This is a genomic window from Granulicella sp. S156 (genome assembly GCF_009766105.1).
In the GTDB taxonomy this organism is placed as follows: Bacteria; Acidobacteriota; Terriglobia; order Terriglobales; family Acidobacteriaceae; genus Granulicella.
The window spans coordinates 853856-871266 of the sequence record NZ_LMUH01000013.1; the positions used below are offsets into that span (position 1 = coordinate 853856).

The 17411-nt window shown below is 55.3% G+C and carries 7 protein-coding genes; 1 reads left to right on the forward strand and 6 read right to left on the reverse strand.

The window, feature by feature from the left end:
* Positions 1 to 329: 329 nt before the first annotated feature.
* The 6 genes from GSQ91_RS13315 to GSQ91_RS13340 form a co-directional block, all read right to left on the reverse strand.
* Positions 330 to 2486 (reverse strand): DUF262 domain-containing protein, encoded by a 2157-nt coding sequence (locus GSQ91_RS13315; RefSeq protein WP_158822117.1) that lies wholly within the window; start codon positions 2484 to 2486, stop codon positions 330 to 332.
* Between the two features lie 172 nt (positions 2487 to 2658).
* Positions 2659 to 5841, reverse strand: coding sequence for an efflux RND transporter permease subunit (locus GSQ91_RS13320; protein ID WP_158822119.1), 3183 nt, complete (start codon positions 5839 to 5841; stop codon positions 2659 to 2661).
* A 231-nt stretch (positions 5842 to 6072) separates the two neighbouring features.
* Complete coding sequence (locus GSQ91_RS13325; protein WP_158822121.1) at positions 6073 to 7182, reverse strand: efflux RND transporter periplasmic adaptor subunit; 1110 nt, start codon at positions 7180 to 7182, stop codon at positions 6073 to 6075.
* 447 nt (positions 7183 to 7629) lie between these two features.
* Positions 7630 to 11247, reverse strand: a complete 3618-nt coding sequence (locus GSQ91_RS13330; RefSeq protein ID WP_158822123.1) for a TonB-dependent receptor — start codon at positions 11245 to 11247, stop codon at positions 7630 to 7632.
* A 553-nt stretch (positions 11248 to 11800) separates the two neighbouring features.
* Complete coding sequence (locus GSQ91_RS13335) at positions 11801 to 12472, reverse strand: HD domain-containing protein (RefSeq protein ID WP_158822125.1); 672 nt, start codon at positions 12470 to 12472, stop codon at positions 11801 to 11803.
* Between the two features lie 99 nt (positions 12473 to 12571).
* Positions 12572 to 13153 carry a carbonic anhydrase gene (locus tag GSQ91_RS13340; RefSeq protein ID WP_158822127.1) on the reverse strand — a complete coding sequence of 194 codons (582 nt, stop codon included), beginning with the start codon at positions 13151 to 13153 and terminating at the stop codon, positions 12572 to 12574.
* A 627-nt stretch (positions 13154 to 13780) separates the two neighbouring features.
* Between GSQ91_RS13340 and GSQ91_RS13345 the strand changes: the two genes are divergently transcribed.
* On the forward strand, positions 13781 to 17125 hold the full coding sequence (locus GSQ91_RS13345) for a glycoside hydrolase family 38 C-terminal domain-containing protein (RefSeq protein ID WP_158822129.1): 3345 nt from the start codon (positions 13781 to 13783) through the stop codon (positions 17123 to 17125).
* Positions 17126 to 17411 lie beyond the last annotated feature (286 nt).

The following is a 17411-nucleotide window of genomic DNA, read 5'->3' on the forward strand; positions in this document are numbered from 1 at the left end:
GGCGAGCGTTTTTTGCTCGCTGTGCCGCCGCAACCCTGGGTTACAGTCCCAGAAAAAGTAGAGCCCTGAATGGGCGATCTATCTTGCTACCACTGCCGTTGATAGATCGCCCATTCAGGGCTCTGTAATTGCGGAAGAACGTTCGCTCTTGAAACTCAATAACTGAACAACCACATGCCCGAAAATGCGCACTACTCGCTAATGTGGGTGCATGCTCTCGACAAGCGATATGGCGATTTTGCGCACTCATTGAGAGCCGTTCGCTCGGAGGTAGTCTGAAGGTCGAGTCGCGTTGACCCACTTCGGGCCGAATGACCGAGCTGCTACCTTCAGCTTTGTGGCAATTCGGCTGACGGGCTCCCGGTACCAATGTCAAATTCGGTGAGGTCAGGGCCGTCTTTGCCGCCGAGAAGACGCAGTACGAATCTTCCTGACCTTTTCTGAATCACTAAATGCCAATATTGCCGGTCATCAGTCTTGGTGACGCTGACTAGGCTCAGAATGTTTAAGACGACTGCCAGTGGGACCAACAGTGTTGTTTCCGCCGAGGAGCATCCGAGGCAAAGATAGGGCGATTGCGCAGCGTTGAGAAATTCCACTTGAGCTTTGTGAAGGCCGAACCAGAAATAGGGTAGTTCTCTCGATTCATCATGGGCGGTTGAAACCGCGCAGAACAGACGGATGCTTCCGTCGCCAGACTCATATCTGGTTTGGGAGAGCTTTGAAAGATGCACCCCTAGGTGTTGTTGAGCCAGTTTTACGCAATCGGCATGGAATGCAGCCGGTGTACCTTTATCGGCTGTTCCGGAAGGTGCTTCGACGATAACGATTTCTGGGCGTGGCCACAATTGAGTCGCGATCTTGAACATTGATTGCGCCCTAAATTCAACTTCGCGCGCGCCCCAACCTTCGTAGTCACCGAAATGGCGATTTAGCTCAAAGTGGCTCAACGCAAACAACGTGCGCTTTTCCTGATAAGGACGATTGCTGAGCTCAGGGTTGTAACCGGTTAACGTCAGGTTCCCAATCGTATGCAGCCACTCGGCATGAATTTCCGAAGCATCTATCCCTAGCATTTCGAACCATTCGGGTGTCAATGTTTGTGGCATGACGTGTTCGATGCTCGACTGTTCGAATCCGGCGATCTCGTGATGCCCATAAGACTCCTCAATGCATTCGAGGGCGATCTGACAAGCCCGGCTTCCATATAAGGGTTTTCGAATCCAACTTTCTGCGAATTCGGAATCGGTCGGCCAGCGGCGGTTTTTGTCTTCGCGTGCCAGCGAACCCGAAAGCCAGATAGATGGCGTCTCTGTTACAGGCTTGGTTTTGCAGAGCCCGATGAACAATCCCGACAATGAATTTGACGGCACCCCTACGACCATCCGACGCAATATGAAAGAAAAGAGGATTCCCATGCTCGCGACAAATTCAGCAAGGCCGAGCTGCCCGTCCGCGTAGTCCTCGTATAGGGCAAGGATGAGGGGATAGACGCTTCCGAAGTCTAGACGCCGAAAATAATCGAAGTACTTGGCCAATTCGAGTTGTGGTTCGGTGGCGGCACCCGAGACTCTGCTATATAGGATGGAAAGCCTCTCCATCCGAGTCATGAGGAGACGTACCGACGCTGTGTCTGAATTGATCACCAGGCGCCTTATCGCCGTGTAGACATCACCTTTGCGTACTTCCTCGCCTTCTGCACCTAGGAAATGGCGCATGAATTCGGTTAGGCCCTGACCCAGCCGATTTTGCATTGGTAGCCACAGCTCGTCGTATACGCTCTGTTGATCTGAAACGGGAAACCGCATCAGGAAGTAGTTTCTTACTAGATCTGATTGCTCCAACGGCGAACCCTTGAAGTTTAGGCTTTCGAAAATCAGATATGGATCGTCGGTATCGCTGAGGTTGATCATGACCACCATCAATCGCTTCTCAATGATGTCCAGAATTCTCTTAGGATCGATCTTATTTCCGTCGCTATCCGCGTCCCGCAACCGCCTCTTAAAATAGTCGTAGGACTTTCTGAACTGCGAATCCTCCACTAGATTTGGCGTTTCTCGAATCAACAGAGCGTAAGCATCTCGGTCGCCCTGGGTAGGAAGGAGCTTGAAAAACTCCGTGCCTTCTGATCCGTCGTTGGTGAGATAGAACTGCTGGATGCGTCGGTGGGCACTCTGCTGATCAGCAGCAAGAGAGTCACGAACTGCGCACATCAGTATCGAAATTGTCGTGAGCCGCTGTTGGCCGTCGATTATCAGGAACTTGGAAACGCCTACTGGAACGCTCCTCGCAGGCATAGTAACGACCGCGCCCATGAAATGGGTCGCCTTGTCATTGACGTCATCTGCGGGGTAAAACACCAACACGTCATCCCAAAGCGTACGCCACTGCTTCTCGGCCCAGGTGTACGGACGCTGAAACAGAGGCACTACATTTTGCTTGAATCCACTGAAGTAGTTGATAACAAGTGTTGGCGTTGCTTCCATATGGGTTGGGAGGAGTTTATCAGACAGGGGGCGAACGAAGCCTCAATACATCGGAAAGTATGAGCCTCAAGATCCATCTATCAAGCAACACAACCCTATTCTGGTCAGAATAGGGTTGTGTCGAAAAACATCATTGAGTATGAGCAAACTACAAGCCTCTCCTGCGTGATAGTTACGCTTCGACAACCTTCTTCTTCGACTTGCTAAATCGTTCCAGGAACGTCTTCAGCAGCACATACAGAACCGGGATGAAGAACAGGTTCAGCACAGTAGAGAGAAGCATGCCGCCGACGATAGCTGTACCGACCGAGTGGCGTCCCAGCTTACCCGCGCCGGTTGCGAACACCAGCGGCAGAACGCCGAGGATGAACGCGGAGCTTGTCATGAGAATCGGGCGCAGGCGAAGTTCGCCGGCCTGAATCGCAGCCTCCGAGATGCTGAGGCCCTTCTCGCGAATCTGCTCCGCGAACTCGACGATAAGAATCGAGTTCTTAGCCGAGAGACCGATCAGCATGACCAGGCCGATCTGCACGTACACGTCGTCTACCAGTCCCCTCATTGCGACAAAGGACAGCGCACCGAGCACGGCCATCGGCACGGCGAGAAGGATGATGAACGGAAGCGCGAAACTCTCATACTGCGCCGAGAGCGCCAGATAGACCACCAGCAGACCCAGGGCAAAGATGACGATCGCCTTGCCGCTGGACTCGATCTCCTCCAGCGCCAGTCCGGACCACTCGAAGCTCATGCCCTGCAGCATGTTCTTCTTCGCAACGGCTTCCATCGCAGAGAGGCCTTCCGAAGAAGACTTGCCTGGAGCGGCAGAGCCGAGGATCTCAGCCGAGCGGAAGAGGTTGTAGTGGCTGATGGTCTGCGGTCCCGAGCTCTCATCGATCGTGACCAGGTCGTCGAGCGGAATCATCTGTCCAGTATTGCTGCGGACGTAGAACTGGCGGATGTCTTTCGACGTGCGGCGGAACGGAGCATCTGCCTGTATATAGACGCGGTACGAGCGGTTGTTGAACTCGAAGTCGTTGACGTACTCCGATCCCATGTAGACGCTGAGTGCATCGCTGATCTGCGAGAAGGGTACGCCGATAGTCTTGGCCTTTTCGCGGTCGATGTTGACCAGCAGTTGTGGGTCATTGGAGGTGAAGCTCGTGAACATTCCGACGAGGCCTGACTTCGGGTCGTTGCCCGCACCGGCGATCTGGTGCGCCACCCGATCGATGTCTTGCAAGGTATTGCGGCCCTGGTCCTGCAGTTCGAATTGGAATCCTCCGAAGTTGCCGAGGCCTTGAATCGCGGGTGGCGGGAAGGCCACGACGATGCCGCCAGGAATGCCAAAGAGCTTTGGAGTCACTCGCTCAATGATGTCCGTGTCGGCATGGCCCTTCTCCAGGCGCTTGTCCTGCGGCTGCAACGGAACGAAGATGAGGCCCTGATTCGGTGCGGTGCCGGCGAATCCGAAACCCATAATGGAGAAGGTACCCAGCACATCTTTATCCTGCGCAAGAATCGCCTGCGCCTGATCGGCCAGATGGGTTGTATAGGTTAGCGATGCGCCTTGCGGGGCAAGCACCTGCAGGATGAAGTAGCCCTGATCTTCTCCGGGGACGAACGCCGTCGGCACATGCTGATACATGTAGGCGGTGGCCCAAAGGCCGGCGGCGAAGAGCACCATCATGACCCAGCGGATGCGCAGGATGAAGTGAATCGCGCGGCCATACGCGGAGGCAAGTGCCGCGAGCGAGTTGTCCACGAGGTGTACAAAACCGCGATAGGCTCGCTTGAGGATATCGACATGCGTCCAGTCGAAAAGCTTGTACTTGTCTTCTTCTCCACGCAGGAAGAGCGCAGCGAGTGCGGGCGAAAGTGTCAACGCGTTGAACGCCGAGATCGCGATAGCGAATGCGATCGTCAGTGAGAACTGCTTGTACAGAATGCCCGTGGTGCCGGGGAAGAAGCTGACTGGCACGAACACACTGATCAGCACGAGCGAAGTTGCGATAACAGCGCTGGTGACCTCGGCCATGGCGACAGAGGTCGCCTTGTGCGGATCGTGGTCCGGGTTGTTGGGGTCCGCTTCGGAGAGATGTCGCTGCACATTTTCGATGACGACGATCGCGTCATCGACGACCAGGCCTGTGGCAAGTGTGATGCCGAACAGCGTGAGTGAGTTAATGGAGAAGCCGAAGATCTTAATGAAGGCAAACGTCCCGATCAGCGAGACGGGAATCGTGATGGCGGGAATGATCGTCGCGCGCCAGTCGAGCAGGAACAGGAAGATGACGGCAATAACGATGATGATGGCTTCCGCGAGGGTGATAACAACCTCATGGATGGAGTCGCCGATGACTGTAGTGGTATCGAACGCAACCGTGTAGTGCAGGCCGGGAGGGAAGCTCTTGGAGAGTTCGAGCAGTGCGGCCTTGCCCTTGCGATCCACATCGAGTGCGTTGGCGGTAGATAGCTGCTGCACGCCTACGCCAACGGCAGTAGCGCCGGAGAAGTTGAGGTTCGAGCCGTAGTCTTCGGCGCCCAGCGTGGCATGGCCCACATCGCGAAGCTGGATGATGCCGGTAGGCCCGTTCTTGAGGACGATGTTGTTGAACTGCTCCGGCGTGGTGAGACGTCCTACAGCACGAACCGAATATTGGAAGTCCTGCGGCGGCGACATGGGCTGTTGGCCGACGTTACCTGCGGCGATCTCGACGTTTTGCTCCTGCAGCGCACTGACGACGTCGGTAGCTGTAAGCTGGCGCGCAGCCAGCTTTGTGGGGTCCAGCCAGAGGCGCATCGCATACTTACGAACACCGAAGATCTGTACGGCGCCGACACCGGAGATGCGCTCCAGCGGATCCTTGACGTACAGGTCGATGTAGTTGGAGATGAAGTCCTGCGAGTAGCGGTTGTTGTCGGAGTAGAAGCCGGCTGCGAAGACGAAGTTCGGGTTCGACTTGGTGATGGTGACGCCGGTGTTCTTGACGGCCTGCGGCAGCAGGCCCTGTGCGCTGGAGACACGATTCTGCACGTCGACGGCGGCGATATTAATGTCATAGCCGGTCTGGAAGGTAATTGTGATGTTGCTGCTGCCATCGTTGCTGCTGGAGGACGTGATGTAGCGCATGCCTTCAACGCCGTTGATAGACTCTTCGAGCGGCGTTGTGACGTCGTGCTCAACGGCCTGGGAGTTGGCGCCGATGTAGACGCTGCTTACCTGAACCTGCGGTGGAGCCAGATCCGGATAGAGTGAGATCGGCAGGCCAGGAATAACGACCGCTCCGGCAAGCACGATGAGCAGGGCGCAGACGGAGGCGAAGACCGGGCGGCGAATGAAAAAGTCTACGAACAAGAGTGCGTACCTCGTACTTCACAGAAAAATAAAGAGCTTTGGTTGTCTGCTTGCTTTCGCCGCTATCCCGAATCCTTGACCTGAACAACGCGAAGGGGAAGGCTGAAAAGCCCTCCCGTAGTTGATACCACCACATCGGCGGTGGCTCTTTGCTGAAACATCCCATGGAGCAAAGAACATTCGCTGGAAGTTCCCGTACGGCTAAGGATGACGTCGCAAAACAAAAAACAGTTAGCTAAGTGGTTTGACCGGCATGCCTTCCTGAAGGAACTGCAGACCGGAGAGAATGACCTTGTCTCCAGCGTGGAGACCGGTGAGGACTGGATAGGTATTGCCGAGGGTGTCGCCGAGCGTGACTGCCACCATATGCGCGGTGTATCCGTTGCCTCCAGAGGCAGCGACAAAGACGAAGGTCTGTCCGCCGACGCGGGTAATAGCAAGTACCGGAACTACCGGTGTGGGGTTGCTGGACCACGTGACGCGCGCATTGATGAGTTGCTGATTGCGAACCAGCAATGCGCCGGTTCCGGAAGGCACTTCGGCTTTAGCGAGGATGGTCTGGGTGCCGTTGTCCACCTGCGGCGAGAGGAAGCTGATGGTGGACTTCGTGATGGTGTTGCCGGCGGTGTCCTGCAAATCTACAGGCAGGCCAAGCTTCACCTGCGTAGCGCGCTCAGTCGGAATATAGATGTAGGCTTCCAGGCCGGAGTTTTCATCCACGGTGGTGAGTACCGTTGTCGGCGAAACATAGTCGCCCTGGTGGACGGGAACGTCGCCGATGATGCCTGCAAAGGGAGCGCGGATCTGATAGTAGGCGAGTTGCTCCTGCTGGGTCTGCCTGCCCTGTACGGCTGCGTCGTAATCGCCGGCCGAGTTGCCGAGCGACTGTACGGCTTGGTCGTAGGCATCGCGCGAGATCACGCCAGCCTCAAAGAGCTGCTTCTGGCGGTTCTCTTCGATTCGGTTGTAGTCGACGACGGCTTTCTTCTGCAGTTCGGTGCCGCGTTGCTGCGCGACGGTGGCCTGCTGCTTGAGCGGGTCGATGGTTATCAGCAGCTGGCCCGCTTTGACGTGGTCGCCAGACTTAACCAGGATGCGAGTGATGTTACCGTCCACCTGAGGCTGCATGGTGGCCGAACGCCGGCTCTTGATGGTGGAGACATAGGTATCGCTTGCGGGTACGGACGACAAGGAGATCGTCGACACCTGCACGGGCATGGCTTGAGGGCCACCAGCCGCTTGAGCTGGCGGGGCCTGCTTGCAGCCGGCGAGCCCGATCGCGAACGAAGAAGCAAGAAGCAGTTGAACGGGGACGGTGCTACGAAAAGTCAAACGTTTCATCAGTGCGGAAACTCCTGAAGAGATGCTGTTGTCTAGTGTCTCAGGTCTGGTTATCTGTTGAATGGATGAACCCGAGGCAAACAAAGGTGCTAATTCTTTAGCACCAGCCCATAACGATCTGTTCAGAGCCAAAAGCCACCCAGACCCTGTCGTGCTGGGTACTTTTCAGACGGTAAAAAGGACAGCATTAAATCTCAGGGAATGGTAATACACCGCTGCTGACAATAGAGAGTGCTTCTTTCGAAGACTGTTGGGCTTTGCAGTAAAAGCCGCTTTTTGCCACCCGGTCCGTATTGAAACAAAGAATGTGCGAATATCGAACAAGAATTCTTGGTCAAGATCACTGCAATTGCAGTCAGCAGCTGAGGTCTTCAACATTCTGCCCCAAAAAGAGCGCGGCCCCCCAGCAGGGGCCGCGCTCTTTTCAGTGATGACTAGCGATTTGGGTTAGAAAGTCAGGCGTGCGGCGACCTGGATAACGCGAGCGTTGGGCAGGATGCCATTGAACTTGACCGAAGTAATGTCGCCTGCATTCGATCCCGTAATGCCGTTGCTGGGATCGCTGAAGGAGGGAGTATTCAATACATTGAATCCGTCAGCACGCAACTGGAGGGCGGAATCACGGAAGGGGAGATGGAAGCTCTTGAAGAGAGACAGGTCGAGCCGGTTGAAACCAGGGCCATTGACCGTCAGTCTGCCACGCTGCCCGTAAGGCAGGGTTCCGGCCTGGCTCAGAAGGACCCCATTGACTGGCCCATTAGCCTCAGCCGCAAGGAGATCTGCCTCAGTAAGGTAGGCGGAGGGCGCCTGGCTGAAGGCACAGGGGTTGAACCAGTGTGCCAACGTTCTCGTTGTCGAGGAGCAGAACTCGTTCGCCTGAGTGGTCGTGTTGGCGGTGCCTCCTGGAGTGAATGGGTTGCCAACGCGGAACCGCTGTGGAAGGGCGATCGGCGTTCCCGTCTGCACCTGGAAGATAGCCGTCGTCTTCCATCCGCCGATCAGTTCGTCGATGAATCCCCCGTGGTTCAGGAACGCCTTACCTTTGCCAAAGGGGAGGTCGTACTGCGGGGAGAAGGTGAAGCGGTTGCGTACGTCGGTGTTGCTGGCTCCATATTCATACTTCAGGCCGAGGAAGGCAGGATTGCCTGCCTCGCCGCCATCCGTGCCTTGAAGGGGTTGAACGGCGTCGTCAAGGCTGTGCGACCAGGTATATCCCGCCAGGAAAGACAGACCGTGGGAAAGCTTCTTGTCGAGCTTTGTCTGGAGTGAGTCGTAACGACCCTGACCCTCGTTCGTGACCACATCGATGGTGCCGATGTCATAGAAGGGTTGATAGGTCTGAGCGGTTGCGATATCCACGGGGACTACACCCGGATATTGGTTGGCACTATAGCTGACGCGCAAGTGGCGGCTTTGATTTCCCTGGTAGCCCAGCGTGAAAGACAGGGTGGGAGTGAAGGCTTGCTGCAAGGTCAGATTGTAGGACTCGGTGTACGAGCTCTTCGCATTGGGATCCTGCCCAAAGAGCGACGGGTATCCGCTGAAGTTCGTTCCCAGGGCGGTGTTCGAGCTGGCTGCCGCGCCGAAACCCGTCTCCAGAGTCTGGCCATTGGTCGGACATACAACGCCAGTGGTGGCCGTGTTGTAGCAGGATGCGGGGGTGGGATTGTAGGCGGCGCTGAGAAAGAACGGAGGATTGTTGAAGAGGTTCAGACCCAATCCGATGTTTTCCTGGCCACCGTAGGAGATACCGAAACCTCCGCGAATAACTGTCGTTGCATTGGGTTGATAGGCAAATCCGAGACGGGGTGCAAACTCATGGTAATCGGGATTCACCAGGGACCGATTGGAGGTGTACTGCACCGTGATGTTGTCCTTGGCGAAGTCGGCCGCAATTGCCGCAGGGATCGGGTAGCTGCTCTGCGATTGAGGGATGAGCAAGGTTCCGCTGCCCTGGTTCATGCCGGCGTAGTTGCCAACAAAGTTCGCCTGCATGTCATGCAGTTCGACGAACGGCTGGGTATACTCCCAGCGCAGCCCAAGGTTCAGGGTGAGGTTCGGACGGACCTTCCAGTCGTCCTGGATGTAGGCCGCATCATACCAGCGCAAGTCGTTGACCGGAGTATCGCTGTTCAGGCTGGAATTGTGCATCGAGTCGAGCAGGAAGTCGGCAACGCCTGAACCGGTTTTGTCATTGGGGTTAAGGTCTCCGGGATCGCTGGTGTAGAGTCCGCTGAAGGTTTGGCTGCCGGTTGGGTTCGGCGATTGCAAACCATAAAACCGCGTGTGCTGAATGTTGACGCCGAACTTGAGGGTATGTTTTCCCCAGACCTTGGAGACGTTATCGATAAACTCAATCACATTCTGCTTTTCGTCGGAGGGTAAATAAGCTGGAATACCGATGCCATTGACGTATCCGCCGATGGTTCCGCCGAAATTGATCTCGGGGAAGCCGCCGAGCGATGGGCCATACGGAATACCGCCCAGACCGTACTCAGCTGCTACGTTGGCCTGGCTGCCCACCTGCAAATAAGCCGCGTGCAGATAGTTGTAGCCGACCCGGAACTCATTGGACAGCGTCGGTGAAAAGAAGTGCGTCTCGCTGAATACGCCACCCTTGGCATAGTTGGAAGTCTGGCCATCGCTGCCAAAGCTGCCGCCGTCCAGGATGGGGAAGGGAGGAGCATAGTTTGTGGGATTGTTGGAGTAGCTGTAACGGGCGAAGGCCTGGTCTTTGGAAGAGGGGTTGTAATCGACGCGAACATCGAACTGGGTGGTGTCATTCGTGAATGCGGTGGCGGGAATCGTGTAGTTATCGAAGGCGGTGCCAGCAGGTCCCTGATTGGGTTCTGGGAACAGCTTGAGGATCCGCTGGGCGATTGGATTGATGGCGTTCGGGCAGATCACGTTCTGGCCGGGAATGGATGTCGGGTAGACGGCAGTCGCGGAGGGACAGGAGTAGTAGAGGCTTGGATTCTTCGTGATCTCAGCGCCACCAGGCGTTAGAGAGATATTGCCGCCTGTCTTGTACAGAGGGACTGGGCCGGTGGTAAGCGCCGTGGTGTTGGCTGGATTCAGCATCTCGGAAAAATCGCCGTTCCTCATGGCATCCGTTGGAACGGTGTTATTCGGCTGCTCTCCAACGTAAGAGGAGATGCGCGTTCCCTGCGCGTCGGCAAAGATGAAGAGTTTGTCTTTGAGGATGGGGCCACCCAGTGTGGCTCCGAAGACATTGTCGTGGTAGGCGGTTGTGCCCGAGGTCTGGAAGTAGTCTCTGGCTTTCAGTCGGTCGTTGCGGAAGTACTCCCACAGGCTGCCGTGGACAACATTGGTGCCGGATTTGATGGAGGCGTTGACCGCGGCTCCGGTCGCGCGCCCCAACTCGGCGCTATAGTTGCTGGTCTGCACCTTGAACTCTTCCAGCGCGTCCGGCGGAGGGCGAACAGCATAGGTCGCGCCGTTGAGGAAGTCCTGCATATTGGAGTTGTTGTCGACGCCATCGAGGATGAAGTCGTTCTGGGAGACGCGACTGCCGTTGGACGCGAATGCCCCCGAGCCTGACGTCTGCGAATTGCCTTGGTTTGGCGAACTCACGCCGGTCGTCAGTTGGGCCAGGAAGAGGTAGTTACGGTCTTCGAGTGGGGAATCGTTGAGTTGCGCCGCGCTGAAGACCTGCCCGGTGGAGGCGTCCTCCGTCTGCAAGTCCCCTATCGCCTTGACCTCGACGACTTCACTGACCGCACCGGGGCTCAGCTTCAGATTTAAACCCACGAAACCGCTCACATCCACGCGGATGTGGTCTCTTTGAACCGTTGCGAATCCGGGAGAGCTGACCTTGATGGAATAATTTCCTACTTTTATAGGAGTAAACGTATACTCGCCAGCGCTGCTTGTGGTGCGCGTGAACGTCAGGTTGTTATCGGTGTTCGTCAGTACGACATTCGCGCCGGGAATGATGGCTCCGGTGGAGTCGGTGATCGTTCCTGAAATGCTTCCCTGATCCACCTGGGCAAAGGCTCCCGCGGAGACGAAGGCCAGCAGCAGAATACCCAGAAACCTACTCAATAACCTCTGTAGAGGGCTTGCGCCAATGAAATTCCATGTTCCTCCATGAGAGGAGGGGCGGACGATGCAGTTTGTGGACGGGGATGCTTGGAGATGCTGTGTCGACGTCATAGGAGGCCTCAAATTGGAGATTTTTGGATAGGGTCGCCCACCTCGAAACAGGCTCTGCAAGGCAAACGAGGGAGGTCTTGATGTGTCTTTCGGTAATTGTTAGTTAACAAAAAATAAAACATAAATGCGCGAATAGCCATTTAAAAATCACAAATATGAGTTATTTTCGACAAATGCAAAATTTGTCTTTTATTCCTGCATTTGTGATTTCAGGGGTAAACCATTCACCCAGTGAGCCTTAGAGATCGGCGAGGAGAGTTTCGCGGTGTTTTGGGGGCGAGGCAAAACACCGCGTCGGCTTCCAATGGCGCCTCTTCTTGGTAAACCTTTTCCTCTATTTGGGCTCATCTGGGATGGGTCGAGAAGCTTTTGCCGTCATGACGCCCAAAGAAAGAAGCCCTGCTCGCAGGAGCAGGGCTTCTTCATTCCGCGAAAGACAGATTTAACCGACCCAAGCGGAGTTGCGGATGACACTGCAGAAGTTGCCACGAGTGAATTTCGGGTCCTTGTCCGCCAGAACGTCAGCTTTGACGTTCCCGAAGGTTGTCTCGGGCTTCTGATGGATGCCATCGTAGAACGCCTGCAGAATGTCTTCCTTGAAGTGGGACGTACGTGGATACTTTGAGACGATGGCATTGCGTACGTCATCCGAGTACTCGGCATAGGTAAGACCCAGGACGTCCATTTCAACGCCAGCTGTTACCAGGGCGACGACTGGGTGCATATATTGCGGAATGCCGGGCGTTGTATGGAGCGCGATTGCCGTCCACACAGTATCGAGATCGGCCTGAGGAATTCCGCGCTCTTTGAGGAAGTTGCGCGCGGCATTGGCACCGTCGACCTCGAAGCGATCGGTTGGGCTGCTATGGCCTGGCATGAGGCCGAGGTCATGGAACATGGCGCCCGCATACAGTAATTCAGCGTCAAACTTCAGCCCGCGCTGCTTTCCTGCAAGCGCGCCGAAGTAGTAAACGCGGCTGGAGTGGTTAAAGAGCAGTTCGGTTTCGGTGTCCCGGATGAACTCTTTGATCTCTCGTGCGAGCCTGGTGTCGGGAACGCCAACGCCAGAGATCGACTCCAGTGCGGTGTGCTCTAGATGTGCGGTAGTAGCCATTTTGATACCTCCTGTGAGTCTTCTCACAGGACTAACCATAGCCTCGATCCAGAGACACTTCCACGACGCAGATACAGCAATTTCGGACATGACTATTACTTACTGAACGCGGCCAGCTTCAGTAGCTGACGGAACTTCAATGAGCTTGCCTGAGTGGACGTCATAGACGTAGCCATAGATGGGTATGGACGTGGGTACCAGCGGACTGGTACGGATACGGGTTACGTCGGCGAGTACGGATTGCACCTGATCTTTGATGGTGAGGAATTCGACAAACTCCGCAGCCGTCGAGCCTGGTCCTTTGCCCACATCTTTGAAGCCTTCCGGCGTCAAAGCGGCAGTCTCGAGGCTATTCGCGAGCAGACCCCGGATGACCTCATTGGTGAAGAACTGCATCCCGCAATCGGTGTGGTGGATAACGAAGAACTCGCGGGTTCCGAGCAGCTTGTAGCTGATGACCAGCGAACGAATCGCGTCGTCGGAGGCTCGACCGCCGGCATTGCGGATGACATGCGCATCGCCTTCGGATAAGCCGGCATATTTGGCTGGGTCGAGCCGCGCGTCCATGCAGGTGAGGATGGCGAAGCTGCGGGCTGGCGGAAGGGCGAGGGAGGCTTTATCGCCAAAGCTGTCGGCGTAGGCTTGGTTTGCAGCTAGAACTTCGGTGAGAATCTGGCTCATCGCTAATGGCTCCTATTGTTGCTCGTGCGGTGTGAAAGGAATGAACAGGCTATGACCACATGGTCGTACCCATTCACGGTGCTTTAATGGCAAACCGTTTTGCGAGAGATAAAAGGCTGGGATTGTACGGAGCGAAAGGCACTCGGAAGCCTGAAGTTTCGTCAGCAGGAACGGCTGGACAAAGAGCTGCAGGGGCGACAACAGGTTGAGGCGCTGGAGTGCATACCGAGAAGGTACTTGCTCGATAGAAGCGCGTCAAGCAGAGCGTCGTCGTTCTGCTGACATCGTGAGGTAAATCCATTCTAGTTTTTGAAATTGTTTCAAACTTTCGTACATGCTGACTCGTCATAGTTACGAAGCCTTTGGTAACGATGCCAATACCTGTTTTTGGGGGATCATCGCTCTCATACCGGTTGAGGACGTCTGTCACGGACGGTCTCTACCGTTAGAAGTGCTCCCTTTTGATATCTCATTGATTTATGTGTGGTTGCGTTATGCCGTTACGAGGGACGTAACGTTGACATTGCCCACGTGGAGAGGCGTAGCGTGGATAGCGGTTTGTGTTTCGCAGAATTGCACATTCATTCTGCAACAGGAAGAAAGATATTCCAGTGTTCAGAGGTAGTCATGAATCTGCAGTTCCGGCAAAGACAATTCAGAAAGCTCTGCTCCCCCTTTCTCGTAGCCCTGGCAGTCATTACGCTTTGTACCGGTGAGGCCACTCTCGCCCAGAGAATCGGCGTCACCTACTCGGCAGATGCACAAACGGACGCAGCGTTGAAGAGTCTTTCCCCGGGAGCGCAGGCGGTGATGACGCGATTGTCCAAGATAGGATCCCTGCCTATCGACGATCTTCGCTACTACGAGGGGGATCTTCCGAACGGCGCGAGCGTCAACCTGGACGATTCTTCCTGGAAGACCATCAAGATGCCTTTCACTGCTTCAGCTGATGCTATCTGGCTGCGGCGATGGATCGAAGTCCCGAAGACATTTGATGGCTACAGTCCGGCGGGTGCGAAGATCTGGCTTCAGGCTCGCTCACGTGGCGGTGTGACGATTTACACGAACGGCCAGCGGGTAGCCCGGGGAGAGGATATGGAGCCGATCGTGCTCTTCGACTCCGCCAAACCAGGGGATAAACTGCTGCTCGCGGTCCGGTTTGAAAAAACGGCAGCCCCTAAAAAACTCCGCAGCATGGAATTGCACGTCGACTTCGCTTCGAATCGTCCGAATCCAAAGGTTTTGTATACAGAGTTTTTATCGGCGGCGATTTTGGTTCCGTCACTGGCCGCAGGCAATGCCTCGGCGAAGGATGCTCTGGAGCAGTCGATCGCAGCGGTCGATCTGAAGGCTCTGGACGCAGGAAACCAGGAGGCCTTCGATGCTTCACTGAACAAGGCAACATCGGACCTGGAACCGATCCGGAAGATTCTCGGGACGGCGACGACACAGCTTACAGGGAACTCCCACATCGACGCTGCGTGGCTCTGGCCGTGGACGGAGACAGTGGATGTCGTGAAGCGCACGTTCGGCAGTGCTATTCAGTTGATGGATGAATATCCGACGTACACCTACACGCAATCGGCTGCGCAGTACAACGTGTGGATGGCGGATAAGTATCCGGACCTGAACCAGAAGATCAAGCAGAGGATCGATGAAGGCCGCTGGGAAGTGGTAGGTGGCATGTGGGTCGAGCCGGATCTCAACATGCCGGACGGAGAGTCCCAGGCTCGCGAATTGCTGATCGGGAAACGCACGTTCAAAGATCTGTATGGCGTCGATGTCAGGATTGGATGGAATCCGGATTCTTTCGGCTATAACTGGCAACTGCCGCAGATCTATAAGAAGTCGGGCATCGATTACTTTGTTACGCAGAAGATGTCATGGAATGAAACCAACCAGCTTCCCCTCAAACTGTTCTGGTGGGAGTCTCCGGATGGGAGCAAGGTGCTGACCTACTTCCCGGAGGGCTACGGCAACACCAACTTCAGTCCGGTCCGCCTCGCGAATGATTTTGCCCATGCCAGAAAAGTCGATCCGGGCATTAGCGAGACTATGGATCTTTACGGGGTGGGGGATCACGGCGGCGGCCCGACCCGTGCGCTTCTGGATGAGGGATTGCAATGGATGGCGCCCGACAGAGTTGTCGCGAAGACGAAGTTTGGCACAGCGCAGTCCTATTTCAACGAGGTGCAGGGCAGTATTTCCGACAACTCTCCGGTGTGGAACTATGAAACGGTGGCCAAGGGTGAGACAAACCTTCCCACACCTGCGGAAGGGAAGACCAGCATTCCAACCTGGAAAGATGAGCTCTATCTGGAGTTTCATCGGGGAGTCTTTACCACGCAGAGCAATCACAAGCGCAATATGCGGGAGAGCGAAGAACTGGTCCTGAATGCGGAGAAGTATGCGTCGCTGGCGTGGCTCGACGGTCAGCCGTATCCCGCGACGGAACTGACGGATGCCTGGAAGAAGGTAGTCTTCAATCAGTTTCACGATCTGGCCGCCGGGTCGGGGATCGGCGTTATCTATAAGGATGCGCAGAAGGACTACGATGACGTGCGGTGGGCTACACAGGAGATAGCTTCCAAGTCCCTGGATACGCTCAAGACGCGTATCGATACACAGACCGGGTCTGTTCCCGGCTCGGTACAACTGCTGATCGTGAACCCGCTGGGATGGGAGCGCTCCGGCATGATCGAGGCTGATGTCCAGATGCCGACCGCGGCCGCGGGTCTTTCTGTTCTTGATTCGACAGGGCATGTTCTGCCCTCAGAGATCCTATCGAGCGATAAGGCAACGAACACATTTCATCTGCTCATCGCAGCCAAGGGTATTCCGTCGCTCGGGTATGAGGTCGTCCGGGTTGTGCCGAACCAGCGGAGCTTTGCTAGCGACTTGAAAGCAAGCGAGACGACGATTGAGAACTCTGCATTAAAGGTGACTGTCGATTCCAAGACGGGATGCATCACCAGCCTCTATGACAAGAAGGCTCAATTTGAAACTCTGACCCAGAACAGCTGCGGCAATGAGTTAATTGCTTTTACGGACAAGCCTAAGATGTTCGACGCTTGGAATATCGATGCGGATTTCGAAAAATCCTCTACCAAGTTGGATAAGGCCGATTCCGTTCAGCTCGTTGAAAGTGGACCTCTGCGCGCTGTCATTCGGGTGACGCATTCCTGGCAGAGCTCAAAGTTTGTGCAGGACATTGTGCTCTACAGCGGCACGGATGAAGTGAACGTAGTCAACGACATCGACTGGCACGAAACTCACGTTCTGCTGAAAGCGGCTTTCGATCTTGCGGCTTCGAGTCCGTTTGCGACCTATGAGATTCCCTACGGAACCATCCAGCGGCCTACGACTCGCAATAACAGTTGGGAAGATGCGAAGTTCGAGGTACCAGCGATACGCTGGGCGGATCTCGGTGACGGACAGCACGGGCTCAGCCTGATCAATGAGTCCAAATACGGGTATGACGCTGCAGGTCACACGTTGCGAATCTCGCTGTTGCGTTCTCCCACTGATCCCGATCCGGACGCCGACCGCGGGCATCATCACTTTGGCTTCGCTCTCTATCCGCATGCCGGGGATTGGAAACAGGCGCTGACTGTGAGGCGGGGTTATGAGTACAACTACAAGTTGCAGAGCATACAGGTTGGTGCGCATACAGGGACGTTGCCTCTGCGGCATTCCTTCGTAGAAGTAGCCGCTCAAAACGTCGTTTTAACGGCAGTGAAGAAGGCGGAAGACAACAATGCACTGATCTTTCGCTTTTATGAATGGGCAGGGAAGGACGGCGACGTTCGGATTCAGATTCCGAAAGGAGCAACGACGGCTAGATTGGCGAATTTGCTGGAACAGCCCGAAGGCTCCCCGCTCGCTATTCAAAATGGAGACAGTGTCTCCGTTCCTACACATCCCTATGAGATTGTGACGGTCAAGGTGGAATATCCTGCTCCGATTCAATAGCCATCGAGAACAAGAGTAAGATTTCTTAATCTGACGGTGTCTCGAGGACTGAAGGTAGGACAAACTCGCGCACTATGGTTATGGCTCAGCTTGAATCCATAGGGTCCCAAGTGCTCGATGAGTGCATCAGAGATTTATCATTCGTCCAGAGTGAGTATCGGTAAAGTGAAGCGCGTTTTTTGTTTCTCAATCGTGCGCGACAACCAAGCCAAGGGCATGTCGACGCTGGCACGTTACACGGCGAAGTGCGGAGGAATCCGTCCGGAAAAAGGTCCTTCGTGGAACT

Coding starts and splice junctions, on each gene's coding strand:
- GSQ91_RS13315 (WP_158822117.1), bottom strand. CDS start 2,486: ATGGAAGCAACGCCAACACTTGTTATCAACTACTTCAGTGGATTCAAG.
- GSQ91_RS13325 (WP_158822121.1), bottom strand. CDS start 7,182: ATGAAACGTTTGACTTTTCGTAGCACCGTCCCCGTTCAACTGCTTCTT.
- GSQ91_RS13335 (WP_158822125.1), bottom strand. CDS start 12,472: ATGGCTACTACCGCACATCTAGAGCACACCGCACTGGAGTCGATCTCT.
- GSQ91_RS13340 (WP_158822127.1), bottom strand. CDS start 13,153: ATGAGCCAGATTCTCACCGAAGTTCTAGCTGCAAACCAAGCCTACGCC.
- GSQ91_RS13345 (WP_158822129.1), top strand. CDS start 13,781: ATGAATCTGCAGTTCCGGCAAAGACAATTCAGAAAGCTCTGCTCCCCC.